The organism is Pantoea sp. SS70 (genome assembly GCF_029866845.1).
In the GTDB taxonomy this organism is placed as follows: domain Bacteria; phylum Pseudomonadota; class Gammaproteobacteria; order Enterobacterales; family Enterobacteriaceae; genus Pantoea; species Pantoea leporis.
This window is the reverse complement of sequence record NZ_CP117199.1, coordinates 3974698-3987606: the sequence shown is the minus strand read 5'-3', so window position 1 is coordinate 3987606 and position 12909 is coordinate 3974698. Positions and strand designations below refer to the sequence as shown.

Sequence of the window (12909 nt, the reverse complement as noted above, 5' to 3'; positions counted from 1 at the left end):
GATTAAGAATTCTGGAATCGGAGTCCGCAATGTTAAAAGTTCTTGGCCGTACTTCATCAATAAACGTGCGAAAAGTTCTGTGGCTGTGCGCAGAACTCGATATTGCGTACGAATTAGAACCCTGGGGCGATGATCCACAATCGCTGCACTCGAAAGAGTTTATGGCGCTCAATCCCAACGCCATGGTCCCGGTAATAATCGAGGACGACTTCGTGCTGTGGGAATCCAACGCTATTCTGCGCTATCTCGCCAACAGCAATGGCGGCGAATGGCTCTATCCCGACAATCCCCGCGCGCGCGCGCCAGTTGATCAGTGGATGGATTGGCAAGCCACCGAACTTAACACGTCCTGGCGTTACGCATTTATGTCGCTGGTGCGCAACTCGCCGGCGCATCAGGATCCCCGCTTGCTGGCAGCGGCGGTGAAAGGCTGGACGCACACCATGAACATACTCAACCAGCATCTGGAGAAAACCGGGCGCTATGTCGCAGGCCGCAATTTCTCGCTGGCCGATATTCCGGTTGGGCTGGCGGTGAACCGCTGGTTTGAAACCCCGCTGGAACACCCTGACTTCCCGGCGGTGCAGACTTATTACGAACGCCTGACCGAGCGCGAGCCTTACACCACCTGGGGCCGCAACGGCAAACCCTGATCCTGTCCCGGCGCGAGGCCTGTCATTTCACAGGCCAGCGCGCCGGTGCGCTGCAGCGCCCACGTATAACGTTCATCAAACGGGTAGCAGCAGGAGAGGCGCAACGCATGTTTGTAACGATCGCTCAGGGAGTAGAGCGCGCCCGGCGTCACACAGATTTGCTCCTGCAGCAGACGATGAAACATCTCTACGGTATCAATATTCCCCGGCAGTTCGACCCAAAAAACAAACCCGCCGCGCGGCAGGGTCGCGCGCGTGCCCTGCGGAAAGTGGCGTGCCAGAATCCCGCGCGCCGCATCCAGATTGGCTGCATAGCGCCGACGCAGCGTGCGCAGATGATGATCGTAGCCGCCGCTGGCAAGAAATTCGGCCAGGGTTTCACTTAACAAGCGTGATTCCGCCATCGAAGACACCGCTTTGAGGTGAGCGATAGCGTCATGAAAACGCCCGGCAGCAGTCCAGCCGACGCGGAAATCAGGCGCCACGGTTTTGGTAAAGCTGGTGCAGTAAATCACCCAACCCTCGCTATCAAACGCCTTTACCGGCGGCGACAGCGGCCACTCAAACTGCAATTCGTCGTACAAACCATCTTCCAGCAGTGGAACGTAGTAAGTGTTCACTAACTTCGCCAGCCGCTTTTTATTCTCCAGCGGCATCACATATCCCAGCGGGTTCTGCGCGCCGGGCATGGCGATCACCGCCTGAACCCGCTTCTCCTGCAGCAGCATCTCCAGCGCATCCAGCGACAATCCCTGCTGCGGATCGGTAGGAATTTCCAGCGCTTTCAGCCCCAGCGACGCCAGCAGCGGGAACAGGAAGAAATAGGTCGGCGACTCCAAACCAATGCAATCGCCGGGTTTAGTCACCGCGCGCAGCGCCAGCTGGAGTGCTTCCATGCAGCCGTGCGTCAGTGTGATCGCCTGCGGCGGCAAGTTGATGCCGTTGTGCAGGGCACGACGCGCAATCTCCTCCCGTAAGCGCTCACTACCGGGTGGAAGCGCATAGCGTCCGATAATGTCGGGATTCTGGCGCAAAATCGACGCAGTAATTCGCCCGATCCGCGCCGCCGGATAGAAGGTGCCATCCTGCGGACAGGCTAATGAGATATTGGTGTAATCGGGATTATTTTGCGCCGCGAACACTTGCTCAATCAGCTCCAGCTTCTGCGCGCTGGGATCGTTGATTTTTGCCGGTAGCGGTTTTACTGAACGCGTCACGGCGGGCAGCACGCCACGCACGTAATAACCCGACTGCGGCCGCGATTCAATCAGGCCGCGATCTTCGAGGATTTGCCATGCATTGAGCACGGTATTGATACTCACCTGATGCGATTGTGCCACGCGGCGTATCGCCGGCAGCCGTTTACCCGGCTTCAGCGTGCCCTGATGTATCGACTCGGCAAAGCTATCGACCAACTGCTGATACAGCGTTTGACCGGATGAGAGTGGAAGGGACACAAAAGCCTCCGCGCGCGATGGGTACAATTCATTTTTGAAACAACTGTACCCATTACAATAGTGGTTTTGTGTCTCTGTTTCCATTGCAACATACGCATTAGCATGAAGGCATCATTGATTCTTCAGGAAGCGCATCATGCTCGATCCATCATTCTTCAGCTACGTCACCGTGATGTCGATCACGCCGGGTCCAAATAACCTGCTGCTGGCAACGTCGGGTGTTAACTTTGGCTTTAAACGCACGCTGCCGATGCTGTTTGGCATCCTGCTAGGCTGCGCAATACAGATGCTACTGGCGAGCGTGGCGCTGGATGCGCTGCTGCACTGGATGGGCGCGATTCGCCTGCCGTTGACGGTAGTCGGCTGTAGCTATCTGCTGTGGCTTTCGTGGAAGATTTTCCGCGCTGGCGCGCCGCAACTGCGTGAACGCCCGCGTCCCATGACGCTAATTGGCGGCATCTGTTTCCAGGCGGTTAATCCCAAGGCCTGGTTGATGGTCACCAACGTGGCGCTGATGTACGCCAACAGTAACGGCGTGCTGACGGTGCTGTTGGGATTCGCCGCACTGAATCTGCCGTGCATTTTGATTTGGGCAGCGCTGGGCGATCGCCTTCGCAGCCATCTGCAGGTCGCGTGGAAACGTCAGGCGTTTAACAGTTTGATGGCGCTTTCGCTGGTGGCGACAACAGTGTGGATGTTGTACGACGCGGTGCTTCTGAGCTAGATACTTCGGTGCGCAAAAATGCGCACTTTGCACTTTCCGGGTTGCCATTAATGGCAACCCGTTCGCCTTACAATCCGACCAGGCTCTCTAATGGAATTCCAAACTGCTTATGCAGATTACGGATCATTTCCAGTGACAATGAACGTTTGCCATTGAGCACTTCATAAACGCGATTGCGGCGGCCAATTGCGGGCTCCAAATCCTTGGCAGTAAGCCCTTGTTGTTCCATCCTGAACTTGATGGCTTCAATCGGATCGGCAGCCTCAATGGGATAATGCTTTTTTTCCCATGCCTCAATTAGCATGCTCATCACAATCATATAATCGCTCTCTGGTGTGCCGAGTTCGGGCACATGTTTAAAGAGCGGCGAAATAGCTTCAAGAGCCGCTTCGTAATCCTGTTCGGAATGAATAGGTTTAATGGTTAATGTCATTAGCGTTGCTCCACCGTATTAGCGTCAATCGCGTCATATTCCCGATGTGTGCCGATAAACTTTATAAATATCAGCTTCTGTGGATACGCAATGGCCGCTATCAGTCGATAATCGTTTCCTTTGATGTTGAATACCACTCGGCTGCCTTTAAGGATGCTGGCGTGGCGGTATTGTTCCTTAATATCTGCCGGGCTTGACCAGTCGGCCTTCTGTGCTTCATCAATCCAGGCTCTCAACGGCTGCGAAGAGTCGGGGTTCGCCGTCATAAACTCCCTTAATGACCTTACCGATATGATTCTCATGCAGCGCATCTTAATCCCGTTTTGGGACTATAACAAACCTGAATCCCAATTTGGGACATTTCTTGCGTTAGGCATAAAAAAGAGGCCGCTTTCGCGGCCTCTCATCTTGCCAACATCCGATACTACCTTGTTACTTACCCACCACGTGCGCGGTTTCGCGCGCTTCATCGTTGGCGGCATCGGGTGTAATCACCGGTTCGTAGTCGAGTTGCAGCACGCGACTGGTATCGGCCAGCACTTTCTCGGTCAGTGCGACGTCGCCGTTCAGCTTGCGGCCCCACGATGGGATCACCATGCGGATTTTGGTCTGCCACTCCGGTGAACGCATCTGTTCCGGGAAGGCTTTCGCCATCAGCTCAAGCATAATCGGTGCGGCGGTGGAGGCGCCCGGCGAGGCACCCAGCAGGGCGGAAATGGTGCCATCTTCCGAAGTCACCACTTCAGTACCAAGACGCAGCACGCCACCTTCAACGGCATCATTCTTGATGATTTGCACGCGCTGGCCGGCAGTGACTAAACGCCAATCTTCATGCTTCGCCTGCGGCACGTAAGCGCGCAACGCTTCCATACGATCGCTGTCGCTTTGCAACACCTGATCAACCAGATATTTCACCAGGTCGAAGCTCTTCAGGCCAACCTGCACCATCGGCTTGAGGTTGCTGGTGTTCATCGCGCCGAACATATCCAGCAGCGAACCCTCTTTGAGGAATTTGGTTGAGAAGGTAGCAAACGGCCCAAAAAGCAGCACCTGTTTGCCATCCAGCACGCGGGTATCGACGTGCGGCACCGACATCGGCGGTGCGCCGACGCTGGCTTTGCCATACACCTTCGCCATATGCTGTTTCACCACGTCAGGATTTTCCGTCACCAGGAATGAACCGCCCACCGGGAAACCGGCGTAGCCTTTCACTTCCGGAATGCCGGATTTCTGCAGCAGCGGCAACGCCGCACCGCCGGCACCGATAAACAGCTGGCGCGTGGTCAGCACACGATTTTCACCGCTGGCCAGATTATGCAGCGTGACCTGCCAGCGACCGTCGCTCAGGCGTTTGATATCACGCACTTCCTGGCGCAGACGCAGGCGGAAATTGGCTTTCTTCTCTAAAGAGGCAATCAGCTGACGCGTTACTTCACCGAAGTTCACGTCGGTACCCATTTCGGTCCAGGTCGCCGCCACTTTCTGTTTGCTGTCGCGGCCGTTCATCACCAGCGGAATCCACTCCGTGATTTGATCGCGATCTTCAGAGTAATTCATGCCGCGGAACAGCGTGCTTTTCTGCAGCGCATTGAAACGCTTACGCAGGAATTCAACGTTATCGTCGCCCCAGACGAAACTCATGTGCGGCGTACTGTGGATAAAGCTTTTGGGATTGCGCAGGTTGCCTTTCTGCACGTGATACGCCCAGAACTGACGCGAAATCTGGAACGATTCATTAATCGCGACCGCTTTGGCGATGTCGATGCTGCCATCCGCCTTCTGCGGCGTATAGTTGAGCTCCGCCAGCGCGGCGTGACCGGTTCCGGCGTTGTTCCAGCCATTAGAGGATTCAACGGCCACATCATCAAGACGTTCAACCATCTCAACTGACCAGTCAGGCTCGAGATCTTGCAGCCATGCGCCCAAAGTCGCACTCATCACGCCTGCGCCAATCAGCAGTACGTCGACGTCTTTTCGTTCCTGAAGGTTTGCACTTTCCATTGAAGCGGCGGCGAGCGCCAGATTTACCGCAGTAGTACTCATGAGGCGACATCTCCTCTCTCTGTTGACCTGAAGCTCAACAGGTTCGCAGGCGAAATAGCCGCGCTTCTTTCGAGCGCGTGGCGCTATCTCTCAAAGGTTAAGACTCAGGTATAAGTCACGGGGACGATAACGGTTAACTGCACGTTATGCATATGCATCCGAATATAACATTCTCGTATCGGAATTAAACGTTTGTTTATTTTTTAAAGGCGGAAATGATTCAGCATAAGAATTAATCAGCTCAACCTCGCGGTCATAAGGGATTTTTATCTCTTAATCAGACGGTTAGAGTAATGCAGTTGTTACGCTATTGTGAGGGGTTTTGACGGGGGTGAAAACGGCGGGTGATATGCATCACATTTTAATGTGTTGAAAAATATATGTTTTAACTAAATTGATTATTTATGCGGATTTTATGTTGCGCGATATTTCGCCATGTCGTGTAAAAGTAATGTTACATTTTTGTGGTGATGAATTGAGGTATGGCCGCGTAAAGCTGCCAGAAGAAAAATGCATCACCTTGCCGGAAAAATGATCAGCGCGATCGGCGGCGCCACAGGAAGCGAATCACGAAAAACTCGATCGCGCCCAGCAGCAAAAACCACAAACTAAAGACGATGGTATACAGCTGATTAACATCCATCAAATGCAGGCTTTCCTGCAATTGTTTTGCCAGCTCAATACCAAATGAAGGCGCGGGCAGCAGCAGGGCGGAAAGAAAGCCTAGCAGCAGAATGCCGCCTGGGATGATCAGCGTTTCGAATGGGTTATTCATGGTCATTGTCCAAATCAGTTAGCGCGGGCATTAGCGCATAAAACCGCGCTACGGTGCAATCCCCGCGCCGGCTCGCGCTCAGAAATTTCTTCTATTCCATTCACTTAGCGTCAAAAATAGCGGAAGTTAAGAGTTATAGCCTTTGCTATACTTAAATCCCTGATTTTACTGTCTTTTTTTTGGCGTTTTTGCGTGTTAGACTGCGCGCACTTTTTCATTACTGAACAATAAATGCGGACAAGTAGCGGCTTTAGCGCCGGTTCCGCGGCATTGATTGAAAACCCATGACATTTATCGCAACCCTGATTTTGGCCTTTGGCATGTCGATGGACGCTTTCGCCGCAGCACTGGGCAAAGGCGCGTCGCTGCATCGCCCAGGTTTCAAAGAGGCACTGCGAACCGGCCTGATTTTCGGCGTTATCGAAATGTTGACGCCGCTGATTGGCTGGGCAATTGGCCTCGCGGCCAGCCGCTACATCATGGCGTGGGATCATTGGGTGGCATTCGTGCTGTTAACCGTGCTGGGCGGCCGTATGATGATGGAAGGTTTTCGTCAAACCGCTGACGAGCCGTGCGAAGCGCCGCAGCGTCATGGTTTTATGGTGCTGGCGTTAACCGCCGTCGCCACCAGTCTTGATGCGCTGGCCGTCGGTGTTGGCCTGGCGTTCCTGCAGGTGAATATCATCATGACCGCCGTCACCATCGGCGCGGCGACCACTATCATGGCAACCACCGGCGTATTGGTTGGACGCTTTATCGGCCCGGTGATGGGCAAATGGGCGGAAGTGTTGGGCGGCGTAGTGCTGATCAGCATTGGCTGCACCATTTTAAGCGAGCATTTAGGCTGGTTTAACTAACCACGTTGTCGTTATGCCATTCATGGCGACCTCTTCTTCACATCCGCACTAATCCCCAATTCTGTGATCTACTTCAAAAATAATTGCGGTAAAAACGCTCAGCGGCTATACTTTTTGCGTATTTCTTCAACAATTTTTGAACCAGGTGCTTTATGAAACGCTTTTTCCGCTACGTGTTCCGTTCTTATGTCGAGACTTTCAAACACGTACCGCCGGGTGCTTTAAACTAAGCATTCCGTCAAATACCCTCGATAATCGCGGTCAGGGATCGACCTGTGGTTATCAACGATTTTCTTATCTCTCCAGCCGCTAATCTCTCCATTTTTCCCCTAACTCGCTGATAAAACTTCTCAGCCATTAGATTTCGATCTGGCTATAGCCGCACGTTATACCCCGCCACTAAACAAGCATTCGTCACCCTATCTTCTGCGTGAAATAGTCAATTCAGGCCCTATAAACCGTCTGAAACGAGAAACATCATGCTGATCCCACAACCTTATTTACTCTTCCTCGGCGACGTTACCGATCCACTGGCCGCTAAAACCGCACGCGGCATTCACGTCTGGCGTCCAGAGCAGTGCGTTGGCGAAATCAAACTGCCGGGCTGCACCGTCACGCTTGGCCTCGACGTCCTCGACATCGCCGCTGCCAAAGCGCGCGGTGCCAAAACGCTGGTGCTCGGCACCGCCAATGCCGGCGGTTACTTGCCCACGCATTGGCTCGACACGGTAAAAAGCGCCCTCTCTGCCGGGATGAACGTGGCCAGCGGTTTGCACCATCGTCTGGTGGATGAGCCGGAGCTGGTGGCGTTGGCCAAAGAGTTCGGCGTTGAACTGTTCGACCTGCGCCACATGCGCCCAAAACTGGAGGTCGGCAGCGGTAAAAAGCGCACAGGTAAGCGTGTACTTACTGTCGGCACCGATTGCTCGGTAGGCAAGATGTACACCTCGCTGGCGCTGGAAGCCGCGATGCGTGAACGCGGCATGCAAGCCGATTTCCGCGCCACCGGCCAGACCGGTATTTTGGTCGCGGGCGAAGGTATCGCGATTGATGCAGTGATTGCCGACTTCATCGCCGGCGCGGTCGAAGCGCTGTCGCCAGCCAATGACGCCGATCACTGGGATATCGTTGAAGGTCAGGGTTCGCTGTTCCATCCTTCCTATGCTGGCGTCAGCATGGGCCTGATCCACGGTGCGCAGCCGCACTGGCTGGTGATGTGCCATGAAATGGGGCGTCCGCATATGCGTCATCTGCCGCATCAGCCAATGGTCAGCCTGAAAGATTGCGTTGAAGCCAACCTGCGCGCAGCGCACGTCACCAGCGACGCGGTTCAGCTGGCCGGTTTCGCCATCAACACCTCGAACTACAGCGAAGACGAAGCGCGCGCCTATTGTGCAGAGATCAGCGCCGAATTCGGCGTGCCTGCTACCGATCCGGTGCGTTTTGGCATTGCGGATATCGCCGCGCTGCTGCAGGAGCGTGGCTAACATGCGGCGCATGCAGATTGAAGTGCTGGAGCTGCCGCTGGCGCGTCCGTTCGCCATCTCACGCGGTACGCGCACCGCAGTCACGGTGATTCGCGTGACGCTGGAGCAGAACGGCTTTATTGGCCGCGGCGAATGTACGCCAACGCCGCGCTACGATGAAACGCCAGAAAGCGTCAACGCCGAACTGGAAGCGCTGCGCGCTGCCATGGAAGCGGGCCTGAGCCGCCTCGATCTGCAAAGCCGTTTATCAGCGGGTTCAGCGCGTAATGCGCTGGACTGTGCGCTGTGGCGTCTCGATGCCGCGCTGGCGAAGCACACGCTGTGGCAACAGTGCGAGCGTCGTCAGCCGCCATCGGTGATCACCGCCGAAACTCTCAGCCTCGACTCCATCGAAAACATGGCCGCCGCCGCTGCCGATGCGGTATCACGCGGCGCCATCCTGCTGAAAATCAAACTTAATCGCGACGACATTCTGGAGAAAGTCGCCGCGATTCGTCAGGCCGCGCCGCGCGCCACCTTAATCATTGATGCCAACGAAGCCTGGTCGGGCGTGGATTTGCCCAGCCTGTTCAACGCGCTGGCGAGTTTTAACATCGCGATGGTCGAGCAGCCGCTGCCGGCGGGTCAGGATCAGGCGTTGCAGCGCTTCACGCACCCGATTCCGGTGTGTGCCGACGAGAGCTGCCACACCCGCGAGGACATCGCGCCGCTGCGCAATCGCTACGAGATGATCAACATCAAGCTGGATAAGTGCGGCGGTTTGACCGAAGCGCTGGCGATGGTGGAAGAGGCGCAGAAGCACGATATGCGGTTGATGGTCGGCTGCATGCTCGGTTCTTCACTGGCGATGGAAGCGGCGCTGCCGGTGGCGATTGCCGCTGAACATGTCGATCTCGATGGCCCCATTTGGCTGGCCGCCGATAGCTCGCCCTTCCTTTCTTACGCTCAAGGCCAAATCTGGCTGTAACCCGCACGCGGAGCAACGATGACGGACACTTTACTCACATCCAACGCCGCCAGCGTTGCCGGTTCAGAACCGGTGCTCGCGATTCAGGATCTCAGCGTCAGTTTTCGCGGCCGCAGCGGCGAAAATCAGGCGTTGAAGGGCATCAGTTTTAACATTCATCAGGGCGAAATTGTCGCCGTGGTGGGCGAAAGTGGCTCGGGTAAATCGGTCACCTCGCTGGCGGTGATGGGCTTGCTAGCCGCATCCGGGCGTATCGATCGCGGCAGCATGCAGTTCCGCGATCGTCAGGGCCACGTGCATCAGCTTGCCACGCTGAATGAAACCCAGCGCCGTGCTTTGCGTGGTCGCGAAATGGCGATGATATTTCAGGAGCCGATGACCTCGCTCAATCCGGTGCTGCGCGTCGGCGATCAGCTGACTGAAGCGCTGCGTGACCATCAGATTTGCGATAAAAGTCAGGCCGACTCGCGCGCACGTGAATTACTGCGCCAGGTGCGCATCGCCGATGTGGACCGCGTAATGAAAAGCTATCCGCATTCGCTGTCGGGCGGCATGCGCCAGCGCGTGATGATTGCGCAGGCGCTGGCCTGCGATCCGCAACTGCTGATCGCCGATGAGCCGACCACCGCGCTGGATGTCACGGTGCAGGCGCGCATTCTGCACATCCTGCGCGACCTGCAACGCGAGAAGCAGATGGCGGTGCTGTTCATTACTCACGACATGGGCGTGGTGGCAGAAATCGCCGATCGCGTGGTGGTGATGCTGCGCGGCGAAGTGGTTGAACAGGGCACGGTAACTGAAATCTTCAATGCGCCGCAGCATCCTTACACCAAAGCGTTACTGGCGGCGGTGCCGAAGCTCGGCGATATGCGCGAACACGCATGGCCGCAGCGTTTTCCGCTGTTGGGCAGCAATGCTAGCGATAACAGCGAGCAGCGCACCGCGCGCTATGACGAAACGCCGCTGCTGGATGTGCGTGGCCTGAAAGTGTACTACCCGATTCGCAGCGGGATTTTCTCGGCGCTCACCCATCAGGTGCACGCGGTGGAGCAGATCGACTTCAGCCTGTGGCCGGGCGAAACCCTGGCGATTGTCGGCGAAAGCGGCTGCGGCAAATCCACCACCGGCCGGGCGCTGATGCGGCTGATTAACAGCGACGCCGACAGCATCCATTTCCAGGGCAATGAAATCGCCAACCTGAAAGAAGCGCAGTTCCAGCCGCTGCGCCGTGAAATCCAGATGGTGTTTCAGGATCCTTACGCCTCGCTCAATCCACGTCTCACTGTCGGCTTCACCATTGCCGAACCGCTGCTGCTGCACGGCAGGGTGAAATCGCTGGAAGAAGCGTCGCCGCAGGTTGATGCGTTGCTGAAAAGCGTGGGCTTATTGCCGGAACATGCGCGGCGCTATCCGCACGAATTTTCCGGCGGCCAGCGCCAGCGTATTGCGATTGCGCGCGCCATGGCGTTGAAACCCAAAGTGATCATCGCCGACGAAGCCGTCTCGGCGCTGGACGTCTCAATTCAGGCGCAGGTGGTGAACCTGATGATGGATCTGCAACAGCAAACCGGCGTGGCGTGGATTTTTATCTCGCACGACATGGCGGTGGTGGAACGTATCGCTAACCGCGTGGCGGTGATGTATCTCGGCCAGATTGTTGAGCTGGGCCCGCGCCAATCGGTGTTCAACCAGCCACAACATCCTTATACCCAACGTCTGCTGGCCTCGGTGCCGGTGGCCGATCCCCAGAACCGGCAACCCCGCACTTTCGAAGAGGGCGAAATTCCTTCGCCGCTGCGCAAGGTGGGAGAAACGGTCATTAAACCGCGTTATCGCCAGGTTGCTCCGCAACACTGGGTCGCTGACTTTGTTTCGCGCTAACCCTCAATACCAGGAGATTTCATGAATCCGATTTTTCGCCGTACTGCGCTTGCGCTGGGATTGACCCTCTCGCTGGCCGCCGCCGCTCAGGCGCAGGATCTGCGTATTTCGATGTATGCCGATATCACCGGCCTCGATCCGCACGATACCTCCGATAACGTCAGCTACTCGGTGCAGAGCGGCATCTTCGAGCGTCTGTTCCAGTTCGATGCAAAGATGAAGCTGCAGCCGTGGCTGGCGACGAGTTACACCAGCAACGATAGCGCCACCGAATTTACCCTGACGCTGCGTAAAGACGTGACCTTCCAGGACGGCACGCCGTTCGATGCTGAAGCGGTGAAAGCCAACCTCGATCGCCTTGCCGATCAGAGCAAAGGCCTCAAGCGCAACAGCCTTTACAAGATGATTGCTAAGGTAACGGTGCTGGCGCCGGATCAGGTGAAAATCGATCTGAACCAATCGTTTGGTGCCTTCATTAACACGCTGGCGCATCCGTCGGCGGTGATGTGGAGCCCGGCGATTCTCAAGCAGTATCCGGAAGAAGCGCAGCTGCGTCTGCATCCGGTCGGCACCGGCCCGTTCAAGTTTGTAACGTGGCAGCCGGGCAAAGCGGTGACGCTGGCGAAATACGACGGCTACTGGCAAAAAGGCTGGCCGAAAGTGGATAACGTGATCTTCTCGCCCAGCCCGGAAGATGCCACGCGCGTTGCGGCGCTGAAGTCGGGCCAGGTGGATGCGATCTGGCCGCTGCCATCCGATCTAATCGCCACCGTGCAAAGCGACAGCAAACTGGCGGTGCAGCGCGATCCGAGCATTTATCTCTATTACATGGCGATCAACACTCAGCACAAACCGCTGAATGATGTGCGCGTGCGGCAGGCGATCAACTACGCCATTGACCGCGATCTGTGGCTGAAAGTGGCGTTTGCCGGCATGGGTAAACCGGCCAGTTCGGCGATTCCGGAAGGCGTGCAGTTCTACCAGAAGCAGAGCGCGCCTAACTATCGCTATGCGCCAGATGAAGCCAAAGCGCTGCTGAAGGCCGCCGGTTATCCGAATGGCCTCGATCTCAAACTGTGGGTCACCAACGCCACCGCCAGCGTGCGTGCCGCGCAGGTGTTAAAAGCGCAGCTGGCAACGGTGGGCATTCGCGCCACGGTCACGCCGATGGATTCCGGCACACGCAACGCCAAACTGTGGGGCGTGAAGGATCCGAAACAGGCGGAATTTGATCTCTACTACGGCGGCTGGTCGACCTCAACCGGTGATGCCGATTGGGCCTTGCGTCCACTCTACGCCACCGAATCCTGGGTGCCGACCTCGTATAACGTTTCGTACTTCAGCAACGCCGAAGCCGACAAAGCGATTGCCGGTGGCTTAGCCACCGCCGATCCGGCCAAGCGTGGTGAAGCCTACGCCGAAGCGCAGAAAGTGTTGTGGAAAGAGGCACCGGTAGCGTTCCTCGGCACGCCAGACAATCTGGTCGGCAAACGCAGCACGCTGAGCGGTGTGTCGATGCTGCCGGATGGTAACTTCCTGTTTAATCAGGCGACGTTTAAGTAAAGGTTGGGTGCTCGCTTTCATCCTGCGAATGTGCTCGCTGTCCCCCTCCTCGGTCCTCCCCCATAAATG

Annotated in this window: 12 protein-coding genes; 7 read left to right on the top strand and 5 right to left on the bottom strand. The window is 56.3% G+C overall.

All coding sequences use genetic code 11. From position 1 onward, the window contains the following. Positions 1 to 29 precede the first annotated feature (29 nt). Positions 30 to 653, top strand: coding sequence for a glutathione S-transferase (locus tag PO881_RS18445; protein WP_101762777.1), 624 nt, complete (start codon positions 30 to 32; stop codon positions 651 to 653). On the opposite strand, the gene PO881_RS18440 is transcribed toward PO881_RS18445, so the two are convergent. After that, a complete protein-coding gene (locus PO881_RS18440; protein WP_280172197.1) occupies positions 620 to 2110 on the bottom strand; it encodes a PLP-dependent aminotransferase family protein in 1491 nt (496 codons plus the stop codon). The two genes, PO881_RS18445 and PO881_RS18440, sit on opposite strands and share 34 nt — an antisense overlap. Positions 2111 to 2246: 136 nt before the next feature. On the opposite strand from PO881_RS18440, the gene PO881_RS18435 reads away from it, so the two are divergent. Next, positions 2247 to 2834: a LysE family translocator gene (locus PO881_RS18435; protein WP_176972553.1), complete on the top strand. Its 588-nt coding sequence runs from the start codon at positions 2247 to 2249 to the stop codon at positions 2832 to 2834. Between the two features lie 67 nt (positions 2835 to 2901). On the opposite strand, the gene PO881_RS18430 is transcribed toward PO881_RS18435, so the two are convergent. The 4 genes from PO881_RS18430 to PO881_RS18415 all read right to left on the bottom strand — a co-directional run bounded on the left by PO881_RS18430 (position 2902) and on the right by PO881_RS18415 (position 6085). After that, a complete protein-coding gene (locus PO881_RS18430; RefSeq protein ID WP_280172196.1) occupies positions 2902 to 3267 on the bottom strand; it encodes a helix-turn-helix domain-containing protein in 366 nt (121 codons plus the stop codon). Next, the gene (locus PO881_RS18425) at positions 3267 to 3569 is read right to left on the bottom strand and encodes a type II toxin-antitoxin system HigB family toxin (RefSeq protein WP_036621935.1); all 303 of its coding nucleotides are present in this window, start codon (positions 3567 to 3569) and stop codon (positions 3267 to 3269) included. Before PO881_RS18425 ends, PO881_RS18430 begins: the two co-directional genes overlap by 1 nt. 130 nt (positions 3570 to 3699) lie before the next feature. Next, positions 3700 to 5310 carry a malate dehydrogenase (quinone) gene (gene mqo / locus PO881_RS18420; protein ID WP_280172195.1) on the bottom strand — a complete coding sequence of 537 codons (1611 nt, stop codon included), beginning with the start codon at positions 5308 to 5310 and terminating at the stop codon, positions 3700 to 3702. 535 nt (positions 5311 to 5845) lie between these two features. Further along, positions 5846 to 6085: a DUF1158 domain-containing protein gene (locus PO881_RS18415; protein ID WP_007891898.1), complete on the bottom strand. Its 240-nt coding sequence runs from the start codon at positions 6083 to 6085 to the stop codon at positions 5846 to 5848. Between the two features lie 284 nt (positions 6086 to 6369). Between PO881_RS18415 and mntP the strand changes: the two genes are divergently transcribed. From mntP to PO881_RS18390, 5 genes are all read left to right on the top strand, one after another. After that, entirely contained in the window at positions 6370 to 6942 is a 573-nt protein-coding gene (gene mntP, locus PO881_RS18410) for a manganese efflux pump MntP (RefSeq protein ID WP_101762773.1), read from the top strand. Positions 6943 to 7421: 479 nt separating this feature from the next. Next, on the top strand, positions 7422 to 8429 hold the full coding sequence (gene dgcN / locus PO881_RS18405; protein WP_192236912.1) for an N-acetyltransferase DgcN: 1008 nt from the start codon (positions 7422 to 7424) through the stop codon (positions 8427 to 8429). 1 nt (position 8430) lies between these two features. Further along, positions 8431 to 9396 (top strand): N-acetyl-D-Glu racemase DgcA, encoded by a 966-nt coding sequence (dgcA, locus tag PO881_RS18400; protein WP_192236913.1) that lies wholly within the window; start codon positions 8431 to 8433, stop codon positions 9394 to 9396. A gap of 18 nt (positions 9397 to 9414) precedes the next feature. Then, the gene (locus PO881_RS18395; RefSeq protein ID WP_277974227.1) at positions 9415 to 11277 is read left to right on the top strand and encodes an ABC transporter ATP-binding protein; all 1863 of its coding nucleotides are present in this window, start codon (positions 9415 to 9417) and stop codon (positions 11275 to 11277) included. A gap of 21 nt (positions 11278 to 11298) precedes the next feature. Continuing rightward, positions 11299 to 12840: a glutathione ABC transporter substrate-binding protein gene (locus PO881_RS18390; RefSeq protein WP_101762769.1), complete on the top strand. Its 1542-nt coding sequence runs from the start codon at positions 11299 to 11301 to the stop codon at positions 12838 to 12840. Positions 12841 to 12909: the final 69 nt, after the last annotated feature.

What these genes read in the sequence shown, in the direction of transcription:
- PO881_RS18445 (WP_101762777.1), top strand. Translation starts at nt 30, where the DNA reads ATGTTAAAAGTTCTTGGCCGTACTTCATCAATAAACGTGCGAAAAGTT.
- PO881_RS18435 (WP_176972553.1), top strand. Translation starts at nt 2,247, where the DNA reads ATGCTCGATCCATCATTCTTCAGCTACGTCACCGTGATGTCGATCACG.
- PO881_RS18430 (WP_280172196.1), bottom strand. Translation starts at nt 3,267, where the DNA reads ATGACATTAACCATTAAACCTATTCATTCCGAACAGGATTACGAAGCG.
- PO881_RS18425 (WP_036621935.1), bottom strand. Translation starts at nt 3,569, where the DNA reads ATGAGAATCATATCGGTAAGGTCATTAAGGGAGTTTATGACGGCGAAC.
- mqo (WP_280172195.1), bottom strand. Translation starts at nt 5,310, where the DNA reads ATGAGTACTACTGCGGTAAATCTGGCGCTCGCCGCCGCTTCAATGGAA.
- PO881_RS18415 (WP_007891898.1), bottom strand. Translation starts at nt 6,085, where the DNA reads ATGAATAACCCATTCGAAACGCTGATCATCCCAGGCGGCATTCTGCTG.
- mntP (WP_101762773.1), top strand. Translation starts at nt 6,370, where the DNA reads ATGACATTTATCGCAACCCTGATTTTGGCCTTTGGCATGTCGATGGAC.
- dgcN (WP_192236912.1), top strand. Translation starts at nt 7,422, where the DNA reads ATGCTGATCCCACAACCTTATTTACTCTTCCTCGGCGACGTTACCGAT.
- dgcA (WP_192236913.1), top strand. Translation starts at nt 8,431, where the DNA reads ATGCGGCGCATGCAGATTGAAGTGCTGGAGCTGCCGCTGGCGCGTCCG.
- PO881_RS18395 (WP_277974227.1), top strand. Translation starts at nt 9,415, where the DNA reads ATGACGGACACTTTACTCACATCCAACGCCGCCAGCGTTGCCGGTTCA.
- PO881_RS18390 (WP_101762769.1), top strand. Translation starts at nt 11,299, where the DNA reads ATGAATCCGATTTTTCGCCGTACTGCGCTTGCGCTGGGATTGACCCTC.